At 28.1% G+C, this 23,609-nt stretch carries 20 protein-coding genes and 1 riboswitch; all 20 genes read left to right on the top strand.

Annotated features, from left to right (window positions below):
• Positions 1–44 precede the first annotated feature (44 nt).
• The 20 genes from IC213_RS04835 (at position 45) to IC213_RS04740 (ending at position 23,467) form a co-directional block, all read left to right on the top strand.
• Positions 45–302, top strand: coding sequence for a hypothetical protein (locus IC213_RS04835; RefSeq protein ID WP_227862800.1), 258 nt, complete (start codon positions 45–47; stop codon positions 300–302).
• A gap of 457 nt (positions 303–759) precedes the next feature.
• On the top strand, positions 760–1,101 hold the full coding sequence (locus IC213_RS04830) for a LytTR family transcriptional regulator DNA-binding domain-containing protein (protein WP_227436024.1): 342 nt from the start codon (positions 760–762) through the stop codon (positions 1,099–1,101).
• A 383-nt stretch (positions 1,102–1,484) separates the two neighbouring features.
• Entirely contained in the window at positions 1,485–1,904 is a 420-nt protein-coding gene (locus IC213_RS04825; RefSeq protein ID WP_227483122.1) for a DUF1653 domain-containing protein, read from the top strand.
• A gap of 205 nt (positions 1,905–2,109) precedes the next feature.
• A complete protein-coding gene (locus IC213_RS04820; RefSeq protein ID WP_227436028.1) occupies positions 2,110–2,751 on the top strand; it encodes a histidine phosphatase family protein in 642 nt (213 codons plus the stop codon).
• A 24-nt stretch (positions 2,752–2,775) separates the two neighbouring features.
• Complete coding sequence (locus tag IC213_RS04815) at positions 2,776–4,029, top strand: NAD(P)/FAD-dependent oxidoreductase (RefSeq protein WP_227834351.1); 1,254 nt, start codon at positions 2,776–2,778, stop codon at positions 4,027–4,029.
• A 48-nt stretch (positions 4,030–4,077) separates the two neighbouring features.
• Complete coding sequence (gene cmk / locus IC213_RS04810; RefSeq protein WP_227436041.1) at positions 4,078–4,728, top strand: (d)CMP kinase; 651 nt, start codon at positions 4,078–4,080, stop codon at positions 4,726–4,728.
• Between the two features lie 51 nt (positions 4,729–4,779).
• The gene (locus tag IC213_RS04805) at positions 4,780–5,376 is read left to right on the top strand and encodes a lysophospholipid acyltransferase family protein (protein ID WP_227436043.1); all 597 of its coding nucleotides are present in this window, start codon (positions 4,780–4,782) and stop codon (positions 5,374–5,376) included.
• Between the two features lie 12 nt (positions 5,377–5,388).
• On the top strand, positions 5,389–6,228 hold the full coding sequence (locus tag IC213_RS04800) for a 4-hydroxy-3-methylbut-2-enyl diphosphate reductase (protein ID WP_227436045.1): 840 nt from the start codon (positions 5,389–5,391) through the stop codon (positions 6,226–6,228).
• Positions 6,229–6,498: 270 nt separating this feature from the next.
• Complete coding sequence (locus tag IC213_RS04795) at positions 6,499–7,653, top strand: putative manganese transporter (protein ID WP_227483118.1); 1,155 nt, start codon at positions 6,499–6,501, stop codon at positions 7,651–7,653.
• A gap of 294 nt (positions 7,654–7,947) precedes the next feature.
• Positions 7,948–9,645 carry an adenine deaminase gene (ade, locus tag IC213_RS04790; protein WP_227862799.1) on the top strand — a complete coding sequence of 566 codons (1,698 nt, stop codon included), beginning with the start codon at positions 7,948–7,950 and terminating at the stop codon, positions 9,643–9,645.
• 257 nt (positions 9,646–9,902) lie between these two features.
• Positions 9,903–10,361, top strand: a complete 459-nt coding sequence (bcp, locus tag IC213_RS04785) for a thioredoxin-dependent thiol peroxidase (RefSeq protein WP_227823865.1) — start codon at positions 9,903–9,905, stop codon at positions 10,359–10,361.
• Between the two features lie 15 nt (positions 10,362–10,376).
• Positions 10,377–11,120, top strand: a complete 744-nt coding sequence (gene yaaA, locus IC213_RS04780) for a peroxide stress protein YaaA (protein WP_227823866.1) — start codon at positions 10,377–10,379, stop codon at positions 11,118–11,120.
• Between the two features lie 129 nt (positions 11,121–11,249).
• Positions 11,250–13,907 carry a calcium-translocating P-type ATPase, PMCA-type gene (locus IC213_RS04775; RefSeq protein WP_227862798.1) on the top strand — a complete coding sequence of 886 codons (2,658 nt, stop codon included), beginning with the start codon at positions 11,250–11,252 and terminating at the stop codon, positions 13,905–13,907.
• Between the two features lie 53 nt (positions 13,908–13,960).
• Positions 13,961–14,063, top strand: a riboswitch (SAM riboswitch).
• A 109-nt stretch (positions 14,064–14,172) separates the two neighbouring features.
• Positions 14,173–15,438, top strand: a complete 1,266-nt coding sequence (locus tag IC213_RS04770; protein WP_227436055.1) for an O-acetylhomoserine aminocarboxypropyltransferase/cysteine synthase family protein — start codon at positions 14,173–14,175, stop codon at positions 15,436–15,438.
• Between the two features lie 29 nt (positions 15,439–15,467).
• Positions 15,468–16,358: a homoserine O-succinyltransferase gene (locus IC213_RS04765; RefSeq protein ID WP_227862797.1), complete on the top strand. Its 891-nt coding sequence runs from the start codon at positions 15,468–15,470 to the stop codon at positions 16,356–16,358.
• A gap of 152 nt (positions 16,359–16,510) precedes the next feature.
• Positions 16,511–17,143, top strand: a complete 633-nt coding sequence (locus IC213_RS04760; protein ID WP_227436059.1) for a TetR/AcrR family transcriptional regulator — start codon at positions 16,511–16,513, stop codon at positions 17,141–17,143.
• Positions 17,144–17,441: 298 nt separating this feature from the next.
• On the top strand, positions 17,442–17,885 hold the full coding sequence (locus tag IC213_RS04755) for a MarR family winged helix-turn-helix transcriptional regulator (protein WP_227823867.1): 444 nt from the start codon (positions 17,442–17,444) through the stop codon (positions 17,883–17,885).
• 30 nt (positions 17,886–17,915) lie between these two features.
• Positions 17,916–19,733: an ATP-dependent zinc metalloprotease FtsH gene (gene ftsH, locus IC213_RS04750; RefSeq protein ID WP_227436062.1), complete on the top strand. Its 1,818-nt coding sequence runs from the start codon at positions 17,916–17,918 to the stop codon at positions 19,731–19,733.
• Between the two features lie 298 nt (positions 19,734–20,031).
• Entirely contained in the window at positions 20,032–22,734 is a 2,703-nt protein-coding gene (locus IC213_RS04745) for a sensor histidine kinase (protein ID WP_227823868.1), read from the top strand.
• Between the two features lie 34 nt (positions 22,735–22,768).
• Positions 22,769–23,467: a response regulator gene (locus IC213_RS04740; protein ID WP_227483111.1), complete on the top strand. Its 699-nt coding sequence runs from the start codon at positions 22,769–22,771 to the stop codon at positions 23,465–23,467.
• Positions 23,468–23,609: the final 142 nt, after the last annotated feature.

The following is a 23,609-nucleotide window of genomic DNA, read 5'->3' as shown; positions in this document are numbered from 1 at the left end:
TGTAATATTAACATCCTAGCTATGTATCAACCAAAATCACTTTTATGCGTTTTTTATATCTAGACATATGTGTAACAACTATATTGCAACACATGTACTCAAGTGAAAAACACTCTGAACAGACTCCAGTTACTCTGCAAGGTGTTTTACGTTTTCCATTTGCTTCTAGTTCAGAACAAGCAAATGTTCGAATTCTTTCAACAGAAATTAAAAAAATTTACAAATATGAACTTCATTGTTTTTTTGAAAAAATGAAATGTATGTGTAAAATATATGGGAACACTTTTATCAAGTTTTTATAGTAAAAAGATTATATTATTAAATTTGCTTAGATATAACTTGAGGGAGTAACAGAATATCAAAAAAGAAATACATAAATATACATATATATTTATAATATGTCTATTGAGATTTTAATTGATAATTAAGAAGTATAAAATTATTTTAACAAATTCATAATTAAATCTTAATTTTTTAAATTATACATATAAAAGTCAATATTTACTTTTATATGTATAATTTTACACAATTTTATTGAAAAGTTATTTTATTAAAGAAATATGTATTTATAATTACTGATGTTATTTATAATAAGCTATTTTAACTTTAAAAATTAATGTTAAAAAAAGAGTCTGTAGGTCAGTATCAAAAATAACTTTATAAATATCTCAAATAGACTAATCTTACATATATTTCCGATAGATTATATTGATAAAAAACACTAAAATTAAATTAATAAGAATACTTGGAGGGATGGTAATGAAAGAGGAATGTTTTATTAATATTGAATACGAAGATAAACGTTTTTCAATTAACATTAAAGAAATTTTGTACATAGAAAAGCAAGAGTATGAATCAAAAATTTATACAGAAAATGGAACTTATTATATTGGAGAAAATTCTTCTAGTGTAAGAAAACTACTGAAAGAAGAAAATTTTTTCAAATGCAGTAACAGTTATATTGTAAATTTAGATAAGTGTGAATTTTATCTCAGCAATAATTGTATTTTTGTAGGAAATAATTTTATAAGAGTTTTAGGTTTAGATAGAAAAAAGAAATTAGAAAAGAAGTTAGAAAAATTATATGATTATAAATATTAACTTTGAGAGGCTGTATTTTATACAGCCTCTTTATTTATTTTATTGTATTATTAATAAACTTTAAATTATGATAAAATATAAGACAAGTATTGCTTTTAATAAATAAAATATAGGATAAGTTTTATATAACTACATGATTTTATATAACTACATAATAAGAAAAGTAGAATATATTTATATAAATAAAAATTAAATTCATAAACAACTAAATATATTATATGATGTGTAAAAATATTAGACAAATTATAATATATAATTTGAATATTAAAAATTGCTGTATTTTGAAAAAGTTTAAATAACTTAGTTTGTAAATTTATTTTAAAATAAAAAATAATAAGATAAAGCATATTTTTTAAAAAATACATATAGGAGAGGATAGTAAAATGGATAAACCAAAAAATAGTCTAAACATTGATGAAAGAAAATTAAAATGTCCTTGTATTTATAAGCATTTTAAAGGAAAATATTATGCTACAATGGGATTGAGCAAAGCCATTGATAATAATGATATAGAAAAAATCTGTGAAACATACAATGAAAAAGGTTCAACTAAAAACAAAATTAGGTATAAGCTAGATGTTAAGCATACTGAGCTAGATGAAAATATTTATATATATATAGACATGAATGGAAGTTTTTATCATAAAAAAGAAAAAGATAATAATAATTTGGTTTTATATAAAACTCTATATGATGATACAGGGATATTTGCAAGGCCATTAGATATGTTTTTATCAAAAGTAGATAGAGATAGGTATTTTAATCCAATTCAAGAATATAGATTTGAAGAATTTTATAAATAAAATATGATGATTATTTTTTATAAGTTGAGAAAAAACCTGTTATTATATAATAAATTGTGGTAAATATAAATAGTATGAGCTAAGAAGGATATATTAGATTAAGTTATAAAATAGAAACATAGTAAACTATTATATGGTATAATTAAAGTTTGAGAAGTGACAATTTATATTTAATAAAAAATAGACAGATATATTAGGAGGAAATATGGGAAATACTTTTTATATAGTAAGACATGGACAAACAGACTGGAACTTATTAGGAAAAACACAAGGTCATGGTAACTCTGACCTTACACCACAAGGGATAGAACAAGCAAGAGAACTTTCTGAAGACATTGGTAAGTATTCGATTGATTATATTTTTAGTAGTGATTTAGGAAGAGCAATGCAAACAGCTCAAATTTTAGGTGATAAGCTCAATATTGAAGTACAAAAAACTGAAGCACTTAGAGAAATGGGATTTGGAGTTTGGGAAGGTCTTTTAATAAAAGAAATTCAAAAAGACTATTCAGATATATATTCAACATGGAGAAATGAGCCACATTTAGTAAATATACCAGAAGGAGAAACTCTTAAAATTATAAAAGAAAGAGTGGATACTTTTATAAAGGAATTAAATGAAAAATACAATGATAAAAATATAGTTCTTGTTACACATTCAATTACATTGAGGGTTATGTTACTATCATTCTTAGAGTCAGGTATGGAAAATATATACAGAATTAAGCAAGATAATACTGCTTTAAATATAGTAGAGTTTAAAGATTATGGTCCAGTAGTAATAAAGATGAATGATACAAGTCATATAAAAAATCATGTAAAAATAAATAATTCTGCACTTGAGTAAGTATCAAATTATAAGGAGAAGTTTATGAGTAAAGTTATAGTGGTTGGTGGAGGTCCATCTGGCATGATGGCAGCCTTGTCAGCTTCGAAAAATAATAATGAAGTAATATTGATTGAAAGAAATGGAGAGTTAGGGAGAAAGTTAAGAGCAACTGGTGGAGGTAGATGTAACTTTACCAACAATAGAGAGATAGAAGATTTTTTTGATAAGGTTGTGAACAATAAAAAATTTCTATACAGTAGCTTTTATACATTTACAAATAAAAATCTTATATCGTACTTTGAAAGTAAAAATTTAGAATATAAGATTGAAGAAGAAAATGACCACAAGGTCTATACTAAGAATGATAAGTCTATAGAAGTAATAGAATTATTAAATAAGGACTTAATTAATCATAATGTAAAGATAATGTATAATAAAAAAGTTGTGGATATTATAACTGAAGAAATTACTGAACAAGGTGACCATAACAATAATAAAGCAAATTATTCAATAAAAGGTGTCATTTTAGATAATGGAGATAAGATATTAGGAGATAAAGTCATTATATCAACTGGAGGAGTTAGTTATTCAAAAACAGGTTCAGATGGTTCAATGTATAAGGTTCTTCAAAATCATGGACATACATTAAATAAACTATATCCTGCTTTAGCGCCACTTACAATAGAAGAAAAATGGATTAAAGCTTTGCAAGGAATATCTATGAGAAATGTAGAAATATCTTGTAAGATTAAGAAAAAGAAAATATCAAAATCAGGAGACATGTTATTTGCACATTTTGGGATAACAGGTCCTTGTGTACTTATAATCTCTTCTTATATCAACAAGATTATTGAAAAAGATAAGATAGAATTAAATATAGATTTTTTACCAAACTTAGATGTCAATGAAATTTCTAATATAATTAGAGAATTTCCAAATAAAAATATCTTAAATAATCTTAAACAGATATTACCTCAAAACTTCTTAAAAGAAATTCTTTCTATATTATCTTTAAGTGATAAAAAAGCAAATGATTTATCTAAGGCTGATGAGATTAAAATTATTGAGTATATAAAAAATATGAAACTAACTTGTAATGGAACTACAGGGATAAACACTGGAATGGTTACTTCTGGTGGTATTTCAGTTAAAGAAATTAATTCTTCTACAATGGAGTCTAAGTTAATAAAGGATTTATTTTTTACAGGTGAGGTGATAGATGTAGATGCAGAAACTGGTGGATATAATTTACAAATAGCATTTTCAACTGGATATCTTGCAGGGATTAGTGTATAAGTTTTTGATAAGTCGATTATTAAATATAAATAAAATAGAGGTGTAGGTATGAGTAATTTGATTATAGCTGTGGATGGACCAGCAGGGGCTGGTAAAAGTACAATAGCTAAGATAGTATCAGAAAAACTAAATATAAATTATATAGATACAGGTGCTATGTATAGAGCTGTTACTTATAAGTGTTTAAAAAATAATATTGATGTTAATAATGAAAAAGAGGTTATTAAAATAGCTAAAAATTCAGATATAGATTTTGAAAATAATAACATATACTTAGACCAAAAAATTATAAATAATGAAATAAGAACAATAGAAGTAAGCAATAATGTTTCCAATGTAGCTAAGATAAAAGAAGTAAGAAAGTTGATGGTTGAAGTTCAACGAAAAATTGGAACAAAAAGTTCAGTAATATTAGATGGTAGAGATATAGGTTCATATGTTTTTCCAAATGCAGATTATAAATTCTTTTTAGTAGCTACACCAGAAGAAAGAGGAAGTAGACGTTATAAAGAACTTTGCAATAAAGGATATAATACTACTTTAAAAGAAGTAATTGAGGATATAGTAAAGAGAGATGAAATTGATTCAAATAGAGAATTTGCACCACTAGTAAAAGCTGAGGATGCACTAGAAATAGATACAACAGGAAAGACTATAGATCAGGTTGTACAAGAAGTTGTATCTAAGATAAGTTTTTAAGCTCAATTTATCTAAAATGAAAATATAATGTAGTATTGAAGGGAGATAAACGTGAATTTTTATAGATTTGCAATAAATATTTTTAGATGTTTTTCTAAAGTGTTTTTTAAATATGAAGTTATAGGTGCCGAAAATATACCAGACAGAGGAAATATAGTGGTGGCTTCAAATCATAAATCAAATCTTGACCCTGTATTTTTAGCTGCAGCTATAAAGAATAGAGAGATAGCAGCTATTGCAAAACAAGAATTATTTAAAGTGAAGCCACTAGGTTTTATATTAAAAAAATTGCATGTTATGCCTATAAATAGAGAAAAGCCAGATGTATCCACTATAAAAACTATTTTAAGGTCAATTAGAGATGGTTATATATTAGGAATATTTCCAGAAGGAACAAGAATTAAAGGAGACAACTTTGGCAAAGCTAAGGCAGGTCTTTCTCTATTTACAATAAAGAGTAAATCTAAGGTTGTACCAGTATCGATAATATCTAAGTATAAACCTTTTAGTAAAGTAATTGTGTACTTTGGAGAGCCAATATCATTTGAAGAACATTTTAAAGAAAAGTTAAGTAATGATGACCATGAAAGAATGTCGCAAGAAGTTTTAGAAATAATAAAACAGAATTACTTTAAATATTCAAAATAAGGGGGGGATTTTGTGAATGTTAAAATAGCAAAAAATGCAGGATTTTGCTTTGGAGTAAAGAGAGCAATGAAAATGGCATGGGATGAAGTAGAGAAAAATGATTCTGGAATATATGCTTTAGGACCTCTTATTCATAACAAGCAAGCAGTAGCAAGATATGAACAAAAAGGTCTTAAAACTGTAGATGAAATCGATATAATACCAGATTATGAAAATATGATAATAAGATCTCATGGAGTTCCTGAGAAAGTATACAAAGAAGCTAAAAATAAAAAACTTAAAATTGTAGATACTACATGTCCATTTGTAAAGAAAATACATACAGTAGTGAGTGAGTATCATAATAAGGGTTATGAAATAATAGTTATTGGAGATATGAAACATCCAGAAGTGATAGGTATAAATGGATGGTGCGAAAACTCAGCAATAATAATAAAAGCTGTAGAGCAAATGGAGAATATGGAATTTGATAATTCAAAACAATATTGTGTTGTTGCACAGACAACAATAAATCCAGATTTATATTCAAATATAGTTAATAAATTAGCTGATAAACTAGAAAATATAGTATTTAATGATACAATCTGTTCAGCCACAAAAACTAGACAAGAAGCAGCTAAAGCATTAGCAGGAGAAGTTGATTGTATGATAGTTATAGGTGGAAAACACAGCTCTAATACTCAAAAGTTAGTAAAAGTTTGTGAAGATTTAGTTCCAACTTTTGCAATAGAAACTAAAGACGAATTGGATGTAAATATGCTTAAGAAGTATAAAACTTTAGGAGTGACAGCAGGAGCATCTACACCAGATTGGATAATAGAGGAAGTAATAACATTTATTGAAAATTTATAAATATAGTAAACGATGAAAAAATGTGTAATATCGGTATAATATATAAAATTTGTTGTAATATCTATATGTAATTTTATATTATAATATAAAATTACATATGGCAACTAGATAACCTAATATCAGAAAGTGTGTATCTTAATATGCAAGAAATTAACAATATAAGATATGCACTTTTTAATATTAGAAATTTAAAAGATATAATGATATTGATTATCAATAATAAATGAAATATAATATAATTATTGCGAAATTAATATAGGAGGTAAATTAATGGAAATGTTAATATCTGCTTCTGAAGAAGCATTTTTACATGTGGGTTCTATGATTGGATTTTTTATTTTGCTATTTGGATATATAAACTATAAAACTAGTGGTAATTTTACTAATATTATATCAAAAAATAGAAAATATCAACCTTTAATAGGAGCTTTGATAGGAGCTATACCAGGTTGTGGTGGGAGTTTGGCAATAATGCCATTATATATAAGTGGAAAACTAAGCTTTGGAGCAATCATTGCAAGCTTAATAGCAAGTATGGGAGATGCTGCATTTATACTTATTTCATCAAATATTAAAATGTATTTTTTTGTGACTATAGTTAGTACAATTACAGGAGTAATAACAGGACAACTAGTAGATTATTTTAAGTTAGAAGAAAAATTGAAATTAAATAAATATGGAAAATCAGAAAAACATAATACAGATAAAAATTACCATAAAGATAATGAAGAATCGCATAATCATGATGATATAATTTTGGATAATTTAGCTAAATCTCATGGAAATACAAATAGACTTGCATTTATAATAACACATGGTAAAGGGTACAAAATTTATATAGGAATTGTATTAATAGGTTTTATATTTATGTCTCTTGCTCATTCTGGAATAAATCTTCCTATTATTGAAAAATTACATTCACTAGAAGAAGCAATAGCAGTTATAGGAATACTATTCTCAATAGTTTATATGTGGTGTTTTAAAAAGGTATTTAAAAATTCTAATCAAAAAGAGGAAGAAAATAAGAAAATTTCCCTAAGAGAAATGCTTATACATTCTGTAGGTGAAATTTCATTTGTTATTACATGGATTTTTATTGCATATCTTATTTACGATTTGATAATATTGGTTTTAGGTGGAGATGAATACTTAGTTAATTTAGTTTTATCAACAGGTGTAATTAGTGTATTTATAGGTGCAGGTCTTGGGCTTATTCCAGGGTGCGGTATACAAATTGTACTTATGTCATTTTACTTGAAAGGAACTATACCACTTGGTGCAGTAATAGCTAATTCCATATCTCAAGATGGAGATGCACTTTTTCCGCTTTTAGCAATGGATAAAAAATCTTCCTTATGGGCTATGATTATTACTACTATACCAGCTATAATCGTAGGAATTATAGTTTATGCTTTTTTAGGTTAATTGAAAGTAGATTTTAATATAAATGATAAAAATACATAAATCTATACTATGGATATAGTAACAAGTATTAAAAATATAAAAAATAAAATTTAATATAATTAAAATATTTATAAATAACATGAGAAATAATATTATTGTTTCTTATGTTATTTTTGTTTAATTTAATAAGCTATGGAATAAATTTCAATCAATACTTTTTATTGAAACTCATATATAATATATATTAATAAATCAAACTATAATATATGATACAACAAGTATATTGATATAAAAAATTTAAGAGGAGTTGTAAAAATGAGCAATTTGAAAAAAAAGTGTGATGTTGCAAGTGGAAGAGATAAAGCTGATATTGTACTTAAAAATGGAACAATTATAAATGTATTCACAGAAGAATTACTAGTAGGAGATGTAGCAATAGTAGATGATACAATTGTTGGAATCGGCGAATATAGTGGTAAAATAGAGATTGATTGTAGTGGTAAATACTTATCACCTGGTTTTATTGATGCACATATGCATATTGAATCTACAATGGTAATGCCAATTGAATTATCAAAAAAATTACTAAAGTCAGGTACAACAACTGTTATAGCTGACCCTCATGAACTAGTCAATGTAAAAGGAGCAAGTGCAATAGACTTTTTACTAGAATCAACAAAAGAAATACCCTTAAATGTATATATTATGCTACCATCATCTGTCCCTGCAACAAGATTTGAAACTAATGGAATAGGAAATTTTAGTGCAAAAGATATGGATGCTTACATAAATAATCCTAGAATCTTAGGATTAGGAGAGGTAATGTGTTTTAATGATGTCATATCTGCGGAAGAGGAAATTTTAGATAAATTAGAGGCTTTTAAAGATAAAATTGCAGATGGACATGCACCAAATATAAGTGGGAAGTCACTTCAAGCATATGTATGTGCAGGAATAAAAAATGACCATGAATGTATAACTTTTAATGAAGTGTATGAAAAATTAAGAGCAGGTTTAAAAATTTTTATAAGAGAAGGAAGTGCAGCAAAAAACTTAGAAGCCATAATAAAGGGATTATTGAAACACAACTTACCAATTGAAGAATTTATGTTTTGTACAGATGATAAACATTTGGATGATATAGAAAAACAAGGTCATATAAGATGGAATATAAAGTGTGCAATCGATTTGGGTATGGAGCCAATTAAAGCTATTAAAATTGCAACTTACAATTCAGCAAGAGCATATGGTCTAAATAGAATTGGAGCAATAGGTGCTGGATATAAAGCGGATATTGTTGTTTTAAACAATTTAGAAAACATGGAGGTAGGTAGTGTTTATAAAGATGGTAAATTGATAGATGAGGGAATTTTTTCTGATTATAATTATGAAATTAAGGATAAAGATTTACTCAATACAGTCAAATTTAAAGACGTTGATAGAGAAAAAATACAATTAAAGTCAAATGAAAAAAATTATGTAATGGAAATTGTACCATATCAAATTCTGACAAATAAATTATTTGAATCTATACCAAACAAAAATGGATATTTCAATCCAAATGAAGAATATTCAAAGCTTTGTGTTGTTGAGAGACATAGAATGACTGGAAACATATCAGTTGCACCATTAAAAGGGTTTGGCATAAAAAATGGAGCAATAGCAACTACTGTAGCTCATGATTCACATAATATCATAGTTGCAGGAGATAATGATGATGATATTATAGTTGCAGTAAATTACTTGAGAGATATACAGGGTGGCTATGTAATTGTATCAAATGGAAAAGTACTTGCTCACTTAAGTCTTAAAGTAGCTGGATTAATTAGTACTCTTCCAGCAGATGAAGTGCAAGAAACAACTGATAATATGTTAAAAATAGCAAGAAAAATGGGAGTTCCAAAGTATGTAGACCCTTTTATTACACTCTCATTTATGGCTCTTCCTGTTATTCCAAAAATAAGACTTACTGATTTAGGTCTGTTTGATGTAGAAGAATTTAAATTTATATAGATTAGAGTATTAGAAGAATAAAAATAAATAGGCAGGATTTAATACATAAATTAAATCCTGCTTATTTTAATTACTTAACATAAATTCCAGTTTAAATGTTCTAATCAAATAAAGCTTGAAATTTTCAGTATATAAGATTTACATATTCATGAAGTTTTCTATATAAAAAGTAAAATATTTTATTTATATATAGAAATATAGGGTAGTAATATAAATATAGTATAAATTATTGATTAAAAACAAAAGGAGAGATATTTATGTTAAGTATAGGTACAAAAGCACCAGAATTTACATTAGAAGATAAAGATGGAAATAAAGTCAGTATGTCTGATTTTAAGGGGAAAAAAGTGGTAATATATTTTTATCCTAAAGATAATACACCAGGATGCACACGTCAGGCATGTGCATTTAGGAACGCATATGAAGGATTTAAAAATAATGATATACCAGTTATTGGGATAAGTAAAGATAGTATTAAATCACATCAAAAATTTGCAGAAAAGCATGAGCTTCCTTTTATTTTACTTTCTGACCCAGATTTAACTACTATTAAGGCTTTTGATGTGTGGAAAGAGAAAAAAATGTATGGGAAAACTGCTTTAGGAGTTGTTCGTGCAACTTATATTGTAGATGAAAGTGGAATTATTGAAAAAGTTTTTGAAAAAGCAAAACCAGATACAAATGCACAAGAGATTCTTGAATATTTGGAAAAATAGGAGTAGTAGAAATTTATGATTATAATGTTATCACCAGCTAAAAATATGAAGAATGTACAAGAATTTGATAGAGATTTAAGCTTGCCCTGTTTCATAGAAAAAGCAAAAGAAATATCAAAGAATATAAAAACCTTTAGTGTAGAGGATTTCAAAAGTAAAATGAAAATCAACGAAAAATTAGCTATATTAAACAAGAGTAGATTTGATAATTTTAAATTTGACAGTTTAGGTACTCCTGCAATCTTAACTTATGCTGGAATACAATATAAAAATATAGAAGCAGAGAATTTTACAAAGCAAGATGAGGAATTTGCAAATAGTTGTATTAGAATCATAAGTGGATTGTATGGGGTCGTAAAACCCTATGATAGTATATATGAATACAGATTAGAAATGCAGACAAAGTTACAGATAAGAGAATTTAAAAATTTATATGAATATTGGGGAGACAGTATATATAACGAATTAAACAAAGAAAATACAGCTATTGTCAATCTTGCATCAAGTGAATACAGCAAAACTGTGGAAAAATTTATTGATGACAATCATACATATGTAACATGTAATTTTAAAATAAATAAAAATAATATGTTAAAAGTCGAATCTACACAAGCAAAGAAAGCTAGAGGAATGATGGTAAAATATATTGTTAAAAATAAAATAGAAGATATTAACGACTTAAAAAAGTTTAACTTAGAAGGGTATAAATATCAAGAAGATTTATCTAATAATAAGGAGTATGTGTTTGTAAAAGAGTAGATATTTTTATATAGACTTTAAATTGAATTGTTAAATTTAGGTAAAATATAATTACTGAGTATTGAATTGAATTGGATTTTAAAATATAATTATTCTTAAATCAAAAAAAGAAAGGAGTGATCTTCCAAAATGGAAAATCACAAACAGATGCCTTGGCATTCGATGGCAACACATGAAGTATTAGAGAGTTTAGACTCATCAGAGGAGGGGCTCACCGATACCGAGGCGGAAAACAGGATTAAAGAGTATGGTTTAAATGAACTGAGAAAAAGACCACCTAGAACAGTTTTACAAATGCTTTGGACCCAAGTTACAGATGCTATGGTATTGATACTAATAGGTGCATCAGTATTATCTTTAGCATTTGGAGAATTTACAGAAGCTTTTGTAATTCTAATAATTGTAACAGTAAATGCAGTTATTGGTATTGTTCAAGAAAAAAAAGCAGAATCATCATTGGAAGCACTAAAAAATATGAATTCACCTACAGCACGTGTTATACGTGATGGTGAAGAAAATGTTATTCAAGCAAGTAATCTTGTAATAGGAGATATTGTTTTTTTAGAAGATGGAGCGATGATTCCAGCAGACATTCGTTTAATAGATACATCTAGTTTAAAAATTCAAGAAGCTTCTTTAACAGGAGAGTCTGTCCCATCAGAAAAAGATTCAGATGGCATTTTACCTGTAGAATGTGTGTTAGGAGACCGTAGTAATATGGCCTATACGTCTTCAATTGTCACATATGGTAGAGGTGTAGGTGTTGTAGTTGCAACTGGGATGGACACAGAAGTAGGTAATATAGCACATCTTTTAGATTCACAAAATGATTTTGATACTCCCATAAAACGTAAACTTAATACTGTTGGAAAAACATTAAGTGTTATAGGTATTATTGTATGCGTTATTATATTTGCAATAGGTGCATTTTATCAGAGACCTCTCTTACCAATGTTTATGATTGCAATTTCACTTGCTATATCAATCATTCCAGAGGGATTACCTGCAACAGCAACCATTGTAATGGCTCTAGGTGTGCAACGTATGGCTAAAAGAAACGCTTTGATTAGAAAGTTGCCAGCAGTTGAAACATTAGGAGGAGCTACAGTAATATGTTGTGATAAAACTGGTACATTAACCTTAAATAAAATGACTGTTACACATATTGCTGTAAATGGCGATTTTGAATCTGGAAAAGTAACATCAATAGATACTGCGTCTGAGAAACATCCACTAGTATATAAAGAGCTTGTTTATGCTGGTGCACTTTGTAACGATGCATGTATAAATCCAGATAAAAAAGATGAAATATTAGGTGATCCAACAGAAGGTTCATTGATTTTTATGGCTAATAAATTTGGAATAGATCAAGAAGCTCTTGAAGAGAAATATCCACGTGTATTTGAGCAACCTTTTGATTCTGACAGAAAATGTATGACAACTGTTCATGATATAGATGGAAAAATCACAGCATATACTAAAGGTGCAGTGGATGAACTTCTCCATTTATGTACCAAAATATTAACATCAAAAGGTGAAAGAAACATTACAGAGATGGACAAAAAAAACATACACGAATTATGTCTTACTATGTCTAAAGATGCATTACGTGTACTTGGTTTTGCTAAGCGTGAAATTTTATCGATACCAAAGGAAGATAGTGAAAACATAGAATATGATTTGACATTTATTGGTATGGTTGGTATGATTGACCCACCAAGAACCGAGGTAACTGATGCAGTAAAAACTTGTAAAGAAGCGGGCATAAGAACCATAATGATAACAGGTGACCATAAAGTCACTGCCACAACAATAGCTCATGAACTTGGAATTTGGAATGAAGGAAATACTGTTATATCTGGTGATGAACTTGATAATTTAAGTGATGATGAACTTGATAAAGCTGTTAAAAATGTGACAGTATTTGCTCGTGTATCACCATTTGATAAACTTAGAATTATACAGTCTCTAAAAAGAATTGGAGAAGTACCAGCAATGACTGGAGATGGGGTAAATGACTCCCCTGCATTAAAGTCTGCTGATATTGGTATAGCTATGGGTATAAGTGGTACAGATGTGGCAAAAGATTCTTCAGATATGATTTTAATGGATGATAGTTTTACCACAATTGCATATGCAATAAAAGAAGGTAGACGTGTATATAGAAATATACAAAAGGTTATACAATTCTTGCTTGTTGGAAATATAGCAGAGATACTTACACTATTTGTTGCAATATTGTTAAACTGGGATACTCCACTTCTTGCTGTGCATATTCTATGGGTAAACCTTGCAACAGCAACTCTTCCAGCTCTTGCTCTTGGAGTTGACCCACCAAGTAGAAATATAATGAAGCATCAGCCTGTTAAATCAGAAAGTTTGTTTGAAAAAAACCTTGTACAAAGAGTTATTACTCAGGGGATATTTGTAGCAATAATGACCATTTTAGCATATAAAATTGGTCTTAATATAGGAAACCATACTGTAGGTCAAACAATGGCATTCTGTGTATTAGCATTTTCACAAATGTTGCGTGCATTTAGCCAGCGTTCAAATACAGATTCTATGTTTACTAGAAATAGTGGTAAAAACCCATTTCTTTTAATCTCATTTTTAACTTCTGCTTTGCTTATGGCAGTTATATTATTTGTCCCTAATTTTAGAGATGCATTTAATTTAACTGTTTTAAATAGTTCACAGTGGCTTGTAACAGTTATTTTAGCTATAATGTCTGTAGTTCAAGTAGAGGTTGGAAAATTTCTTAAAAGAAAATTATATAAAAAATAGTTGACAAAATTAGGAAAAAAATATAAGATATAAAACATAGAAAAATTAAATAAATCTTATCCAGAGAGGTGGAGGGACTGGCCCTATGAAACCCGGCAACCAGTATATTTATATACATTGGTGCTAAATCCTGCGGCGAAAGCTGAGAGATGAGTATAATTAAGCTTATACAGAGCCTGAGTTATATACTCAGGCTTTATTTATTTTAAATCTCATCTGACAAATAGTTTAATTTTCTTAATTAAAATCTAAGGGGGATACAAAAATGTATAACAAAGAAACAATATGTGTGCAAGGAAATTATAAGCCAGGAAATGGAGAACCAAGAGTTTTACCTTTATATCAAAGTACAACTTTTAAATATAGTAGTATAGACCAACTTGCTGACTTATTTGATTTAAAAGCTGATGGTCATATGTATTCCAGAATAAGTAATCCTACAGTTCAAGCTTTTGAAGAAAAGATAAGTTTGTTAGAGGGAGGAGTATCATCTGTTGCTGTATCATCAGGTCAATCTGCAAATATGTTAGCAGTTTTAAATATATGTAAATCTGGAGATAGTATACTTTGTTCTTCAAAAGTATATGGAGGAACATTTAATTTATTAGGGCCTAGTCTTAAAAAATTTGGAATAGATTTAATATCATTTGATTTAGATGCAAGCGAAGATGAAATAGTAGAACTTGCAAATGAAAATACTAAAGTTGTATTTGCAGAAACACTTGCAAATCCAACTCTTGAAGTTATAGATTTTGAAAAAATAGCAAATGTAGCTAAAAGAATTAATGTTCCATTTATAGTTGATAACTCATTAGCATCACCAGTACTTTGTAATCCGCTAAAATATGGAGCAAACATAGTCACTCATTCTACTACAAAATACTTAGATGGCCATGCTTCAAGTGTTGGTGGAATTATAGTAGATGGTGGAAATTTTAACTGGGACAATGGGAAATTTCCAGAATTAGTTGAGCCAGACCCAACATATCATGGAATAAGTTATACTGAGAAGTTTGGCAATGCTGCATATGCTACTAAAACAAGAGTTCAATTACTTAGAGACTATGGAAATTGCCTGAGTCCATTTAACGCATATCTTACTAATTTAAATATTGAAACACTACATCTTAGAATGGAGAGACATAGTGAAAATGCACTTAAGATAGCTGAGTTTTTAGAAAAACATAAAAATGTAGATTGGATTAACTATCCAGGGCTTGAAAATAATAAGTATTATGGAAATGCCAAGAAATATCTATCAAAAGGATGTAGTGGAGTTTTATCATTTGGAGTAAAAGGAGGACTTGAAAATGCTAAAAAATTTGTGGAAAAACTACAAATAGCAGCATTAGTAACTCATGTATCAGATGTAAGAACTTGTGTTATACATCCAGCTTCAACTACTCACAGACAATTAACAGAAGAACAATTAATTGCGTCTGGAGTATTACCTTCCCTAATAAGATTATCTGTTGGAATAGAAAATGTAGAGGATTTAATAGCTGATTTAAATCAAGCTTTAAATTTCTAATAGTATAAGAGAAAGAGAAGTGAAAAGATATGGCTTTAATACTACCAAAGGGACTACCTGTTATTAATAAATTATTAGATGAAGGAATAGATGTAATTTGTAAAGAAGACTTTAATAGAGATTTAGAATACAAAGAAAATATAGATACTAAAATAGCTATATTAAATCTAATGCCAATAAAAATAGATACAGAGTTAGATTTACTTAGAAGAATAGACAAGACAGGTTTTAATGTATCTGTAGAATTTATTAAAATCTCAACAAGAGAGAGTAAAAGAAGTTGTAATGAATATGTTAAGAATTTTTATAAAACATTTGATGAAGCAAAAAAAGAATCTTTTGATGGTTTTATAATAACAGGAGCTCCAGTTGAACAAATGGAGTTTGAAGAGGTTGATTATTGGGATGAACTAAAAGATATTATGGATTATTCTAAAAGAAAGGCTAAATCTACATTATATATATGTTGGGCAGCTCAAGCAGGTCTTTACAAATACTACAATGTAAAAAAACTTCCATTAAGTCAAAAATGTTTTGGAGTATTTAAGCATGAAGTGGATAAAAATAGTAAGATAGTAGATGGATTTGAAAAAGAGTTTTTTGCTCCACATTCAAGACACACTACTGTAAATATTGAAACTTTGAAAAATAATGATGAATTGAGCATTGTAAGCCATTCTAAAGAAGCTGGTCCTTATATAATTACAAATTCAAGAGATGTATTTGTAATGGGTCACAGTGAGTATGATAAATACACTTTAGATAAAGAATATAAAAGAGATGTAGATAGAGGTGATAAAATCTCAATACCTAAAAATTATTATATAAATGATGATCCTTCAAAAGAACCAACTGTTAAATGGAAAAAGCATTCAGAACTTTTGTTTAGAAATTGGATAAAAAACTATCTAATAATATAAAACGCAACTAAAAAATATGAGAATCTATAAGGTATAAAAGTAATTATCATACTTCTTTATACCTTATTTTTATTTTATAAAATTGACATTATAAAAGTAGTTTTATATAATAAAACTAAACCGACTGTTGGTCTATTGAAAGGAGAAAGTATATGAGAATTATAAAAGACCCTGAAGAACGTAAAAATGAAATACTTGATACAGCTGAAATGCTTTTTTGTACTAAAGGTTATACAAAAACTACTGTAAATGATATTTTAAATGAGATTGGAATTGCAAAAGGAACATTTTATTACTATTTTAAATCTAAAGAAGAGGTAATGGATGAAATTATAACTAGAATTATAGATAATGATATAAAGATGTTGAAAGAAATTGCTTCAAATCCAGATATTCCAGTTATTGAAAAGTTCTTTCAGATATTAATATCTCAAAGACCTAAAGTTGGAGGAAGTAAAGAAAAAGTGATTAACCAATTTCAACAACCCAACAATGCTGAGATGCATCAAAAGACAATAGTCAAAACTATTTTAAATTTTACACCTATATTAACAGAGGTAGTAGAACAAGGTATAAGAGAAGGTGTATTCAATACAAAATATCCAAAAGAGACAATAGAGTTTTTACTTGTTTCTTCTGAGTGTATATTTGATAAAGGCATGTTTGATTGGGATAATGATGAAATACTGCAAAAAGCAAAGGCATTTGTTTGTATTATGGAAACGACCTTAGGAGCACATAAAGGAAGTTTTGATTTTGTATATAATATGTTAACAGAAGATTAAATTTATTGTAATAGTAAATAACTTTAGATTTTTATTTTTGAATAAGATTAAAATGAGAGGAATCGGTGTAAAATAAATACATCGATTTTTTATTAAAAATATCTTATTCAAAAATTTCAATAAGATAAGATAAACTATTTATAACTGAAGTTACAATATTGTTATTGACAATAAATCCTTAATACTATAATATTTAATACATTAAATATTTATAGTGTTAAGGATTATTTATAAAATATTTTTGAATTTAAAGTTAAAAATATTAGTAAAATAAAGTATTTTTACAGGGAGAATTTATATGGATGAGATAAGTTTTAAAAAAGCACTGCTAGAATTAACTAGAGATATAAATATCAAATTTACAACTTCATTAAGTCAGTTCTATCAACCACTTGGGATTACAGCAGTACAAGCTTTGATTTTATCAGAACTATGTGAACATGGAGAGAAAAAAATAAGTGATTTAGGTAAAAATTTGAATATGACAAATAGCAATGTGTCAGTAATATGTCAAAGACTCGAAAAAAATGGATTTTTAAATCGTATAAGAGATAAAGAAGACCAACGAATTGTAAAAGTTAAAGTTACAGAAAAATCGCTGGATATACAAGAAAATATTTCAAGTAGTATTTTTGATGACTATTTTGAAAATATGACTAGTGAAAAATTGCAAGATATGGAAGATATAATAGAGGGCTTAGAAAAATTAAATAAGCTTTTAACTCATATTGATTGCAAATAACATAAAATTAATTTAAAGGAGAACAAAATTATGGATGAACACAAACCACAAAAGAGGTCAATACTCTATTATTATACAATAATAATAATAGTAGTAATGTTTTTAAATGCTTTAATATTTCCAAGTCTAATGGATAAAAAAATGGTTGAGATTGATTATGGAAAATTTCTTACAATGTTAGATTCAGGAAAGGTTAAATCTGTTGAAATAGAAAGTAATAAAATTGCAATAAGCCCATCTAGTAGTAAGGATAAAAATATATACATAACTGGTAGAATGGATGACCCAGAACTAGTTGATAGATTAAAAGATGCAAAAGTAGAATTTACTAAGATTATTCCTAAAGAAAATTCACCTCTTTTGAGTATTTTACTTACATGGATAGTACCTATAGGTATTCTTATGCTATTTGGTAATTTAATGATGAAATCAATGCAAAAACGAATGGGTGGCAATAGTATGCAATTTGGAAAGAGTAATGCCAAAATGTATGTATCTGCTCAAAGTGGAAAAAGATTTAATGATGTAGCTGGTCAAGATGAGGCAAAAGAAGCTCTAAGCGAGATAGTAGATTTCTTACACAATCCAGAAAAATACAAAAAAATAGGAGCACAAATGCCAAAAGGTGCACTTTTAGTAGGGCCTCCAGGAACAGGAAAGACACTACTTGCAAAAGCTGTGGCAGGTGAAGCAGATGTACCATTTTTCTCAATATCTGGTTCTGAATTTGTTGAGATGTTTGTAGGTATGGGAGCATCTAGAATACGTGATTTATTTAAACAAGCTAAAGAAAAAGCTCCATGTATAGTGTTTATAGATGAAATTGATACTATAGGTAAAAAGCGTGATAATGGAAGTGGAATAGGCGGAAATGATGAACGTGAACAAACTTTAAATCAATTATTAAGTGAAATGGATGGATTTGATGGTGGAATAGGTGTAGTAATACTAGCTGCAACGAATAGACCTGATAGTCTTGATAAAGCATTACTTCGCCCAGGACGATTTGATAGACGTATACCAGTTGAACTTCCAGACCTTGGAGGACGAGAAGCTATCTTAAAGGTACATGCTAAAAATGTAAATGTAGACTCAAATATAGATTATAATGCAATTGCTAGGTCTACATCAGGTGCATCTGGAGCAGAACTTGCAAATATTGTAAATGAAGCAGCACTTTTAGCAGTTAAGTCTGGCAGAGATGTAGTAGAGCAACAAGATTTTGAGGAATCTGTTGAGACTGTAATTGCAGGATATCAACGTAAAGGAGCTGTGATTTCTGATAAAGAAAAGAAAATCATAGCTTACCATGAAATAGGTCATGCACTTGTTGCTGCAATGCAGAAACATTCTGCACCTGTCCATAAAATTACAATAATACCTAGGACTTCAGGTGCATTGGGTTATACTATGCAAGTTGCAGAAGATGAAAGTGTACTTATGTCCAAAGAGGAAGCCATTGATAAAATAACTACTTTTACAGGTGGTCGTGCTGCTGAAGAAGTTATTTTTGATACTTGTACATCAGGTGCATCAAATGATATAGAGCAAGCTACTAAGATTGCAAGAGCTATGGTTACTCGTCTTGGTATGAGTGAGGAATTTGATATGGTTGCTCTTGAAACAGTAAGTAATCAGTACCTAGGAGGAGACTCTTCTCTTGCTTGTTCTTCAGATACTGCAGCTAAAATTGATGAAGAAGTATTTAGAATAGTAAAGACTTGCCATAAAAAAGCAATTGAGATTTTAGAGAATAATATTGATAAGCTACATGAACTTGCTGAATATTTATTAGAAAAAGAGACAATTACAGGTGATGAGTTCATGGAAATACTGAATTTAAAGTAACCATGTTGAAATAAAGATTGTAGTAATAGTTTTATTTAAAGATATATTTGCATATTTAAAAATGTTAATGTATTTTCAATAAAATATAAATAAATATCTATATAAATCAAAACAAGAGAATCGATAAAAATGACTGTGTAAAAAATAAAAATGCCTAAATAATAGGCATTTTTATTTTACAATTAAACTACATACTTGTATCTTTACATAATCTTAATCATTAAAAATACATCTTAACTACATTTTTATACTAGAATTGATATTATAATAGTAATGAAATGTACAAGGAGGTTGTTTGATGGACAGACCAAATCCTGATATTCTATTAAAAAAAATAAAGAATGAAGAAAAAAAACTAAATAGAGGTCAGTTAAAAATATTTTTTGGGTATGCAGCAGGTGTAGGTAAAACTTATTCTATGTTGGAGTCTGCACAAAATTTAAAAAAAGTAGGGGTTGATGTAGTTGTTGGATATATTGAACCACATACTAGACCAGAAACATTAGCATTACTTGACGGATTAGAGACTCTTCCTGTAAAAGAAATAGAATATAAATCTATAAAATTAAAAGAGTTTGATTTAGATGCAGCATTAGCAAGAAAGCCAGAAGTTATATTAGTTGATGAGTTTGCTCACTCTAATGTCACTGGGTTAAGGCATACTAAAAGATGGCAGGATATAGAAGAATTATTACTAGCAGGTATAAATGTATATACTACTGTAAATGTACAACATCTAGAAAGTTTAAATGATATTGTGGAGATAATTACAAATGTATCAGTCAAAGAAACTATACCAGATAAATTTTTAGATACAAGTACACAATTAGAGCTTATAGATGTTGAACCTGACGTACTTCTTGAAAGATTTAATGAAGGTAAAATATATAAAAAGGAACAGGCAATTAGAGCAAAAGATAATTTTTTTATAAAAGACAATCTAGTTGCACTTAGGGAAATTGCACTTAGAAAAACAGCCGAAAGAGTAAATAAAGAAGTTCAAATGACTAGATTATCAAAGGGTGATGTAACAGTAATACCTACATCAGATACACTTCTTGCATGTATAAGCCCATCTCCATCTTCAGCCAAGGTTATTAGAACTGCATCTAGGATAGCAGATAGTACGTTTGCTAAGTGGATAGCTTTATATGTTGAAACTCCAAATACAGCAAAATTGCCTTTTGAGGAGCAAAAACAATTACAAAACAATTTAAAACTAGCTAAGAAGTTGGGTGCTGAGATAATTGTTTTACATGGTGAAAATGTAATAGAACAGATACTTAGAATTGCCAAGATAAGAAATGTAACAAAAATTGTAATAGGCAGAAATCATTCAAATACTAAAAAATTGAGTAAAAAACTGAAAAAAGATATAGTTGACAAATTAATAGATGAAGTTGATTATATAGATATACATATAATCCCTTATAAATTTGCTTCAGAGGTTAAATATAGACCTAAAAAAGATAACTCATCAATAAAATCAAAATTTAAAATTAGTAAAACTGATTTTATAAAACTTATAATTATTACTTCAGTGATAAGCATTTTGGCATATATAGTACAAAGTATGGGATTTATAAGAGAAAATATATTACTAATATATATGTTAGGTGTAGTTTTGGTTTCTATGTGGACTAAAGGATATAGTACAGGTATAATAAGTTCTGTATTTAACATAGTACTGTTAAATTATTTTTTTACAGCACCTTTATATACACTGTCAATAGCTGATTCAAATTATATAGTAACATTAGTTGTATTCTCAATAGTTGGTATAATAACTAGTACTCTTACATCTAAGATACAACATGAAGCAGATACAGCTGCTAAAAGAGAAGAAAATACAAAAATGATATATCAAATCATTAAGGGATTTTTAAGATTGTCGAATAAAGATGATATAGTAAATAAGGGTATAGAACTTTTATGCCTTAGTCTAAGTAGAGATATAGTTTGTTATTTAAATGTGGATAAGGATAAGAAATCAAAGTTCTATAAAAAAAATACTGCTAATAAGGACAAAAATGATTTAGATATAGAAGATGAAAAGGCTGTTGCAAGTTGGGTATTGTCTAATTCAACAGTAGCAGGTAGTGATACAGATACACTTCCTGGTTCAAAAGGATATTATATACCAATTATAGGTATGAATTCAACTTTGGGAGTCATTGGTATATCATGTGTTGATTCAAAATTAGATACAGAAGATATAAGTTTAATTGAAACAATAACTGCTCAAATGGCAATAGCTCTTGATAGAGAAATTCTATCAGAAGCAAAAGAAAACACTAATCTTGAGATAGAAAGAGAGAGGCTTAGAAGCAATCTTTTAAGAGCAGTTTCACATGACCTCAGAACACCATTAGCAGGAATATCTGGAGCAGTTAGTACAATTATAAAAAATAAGGATACTATAGGTCAGGATATAATAGACGAATTACTTAGTGGTGTATATGAAGATACTCAGTGGTTAATAAGACTTGTTGAAAATTTGCTTAGCATGACTAAGATAGATGAAGGAAAGTTAGAAGTCAAAAAACGTTCTGAACTTGTTGAGGAAATTATATCAGAGTCATTGCAAAATATAAAAAAAAGAATTGAAAATGCAATTATAGATATTAATATACCAGAGCAAATATTATTTGTTCCTATGGATGCCAAATTAATAGAACAGGTTTTAATTAATCTAATAGATAATGCTTTAAAATATTCAAAAGAGGATTGTAAGATAAATATAATTGTATATGAAAAAGAAGATTATGTTTGGTTTGAAGTGTCTGACAATGGTCCTGGAATATCAAAAGAATTGAAAGAGCATATATTTGATCGATTTTTTACTGGAGAAGAAGGTACTAAGGATTCTAGAAAAGGTGTTGGACTTGGATTATCAATTTGTAAATCTATAATTCAAGCTCATAAAGGTGAAATTTTAGTAGTAAACAATAAAGATAAAGGTTCAACTTTTAAATTTAGTTTGCCAAAAGAAAATGAATAGTATGAAATTTTGAAATTTAGTTTTGGAGGAAGAAATGAGTAAAAAACTTATATTGTTAGTAGAGGATGATAAAACAATAAGAAAATTTATATCTACTGCACTTACAACTCAAGATTATGATGTTAAAGAGGCTATAACTGGTAAAGAAGGAATATCAATTGCTGTATCATATTCTCCAGATGTCGTTCTATTAGATTTAGGGTTAGAAGATATGGATGGAATAGAGGTAATAAAAGCTATTAGGCAGTTTTCAAATATACCAATAATTGTAGTTTCAGCGAGAGAACAAGACAGAGAAAAGGTAGAAGTGTTTGATGCAGGTGCAGATGATTACTTAACAAAACCATTTTCTATAGTAGAGTTATTAGCTAGGGTCAGAGTAGCGTTTAGACACTCACAAGTAGAATTACAACAAAAAGAAGAGATTAGGTCTACGTTTGAAGTAGGTGAATTATTTATTGATTTTGATAAAAGAAAAGTTATTGTTGACAATAATGAAGTACATTTGACACCAATTGAATATAATATTCTTTCATTACTTGCAAAGCATCATGGAAAAGTACTTACTCATAATTTTATAATAAAAGAAATATGGGGTAGTATTATAGGCAATGAAACTAAGTCTTTAAGGGTTTTTATGGCAACATTAAGACGAAAAATAGAGAAGCAACCTGCTGACCCTAGGTATATAATTACAGAAGTTGGTGTTGGATATAGACTAAATGATGAATAGGCAAAATGGATGCTAAAATTGTATAATTTAGATTAAGTTAAAATGAAGTGCGTATGCTATTATTAATTTAAGTATATGCATTTCATTTTTTAGTACTTTTTTAACATTGATAATATTAAACACATTTTAAAATAAAAGTATG

Origin of the sequence: Clostridioides sp. ES-S-0049-02 (assembly GCF_020658465.1) — a bacterium.
Classification (GTDB): Bacteria; Bacillota; Clostridia; order Peptostreptococcales; family Peptostreptococcaceae; genus Clostridioides.
Note: the sequence above shows the minus strand (reverse complement) of the source record. Positions and strands in the feature narration are given on the sequence as shown.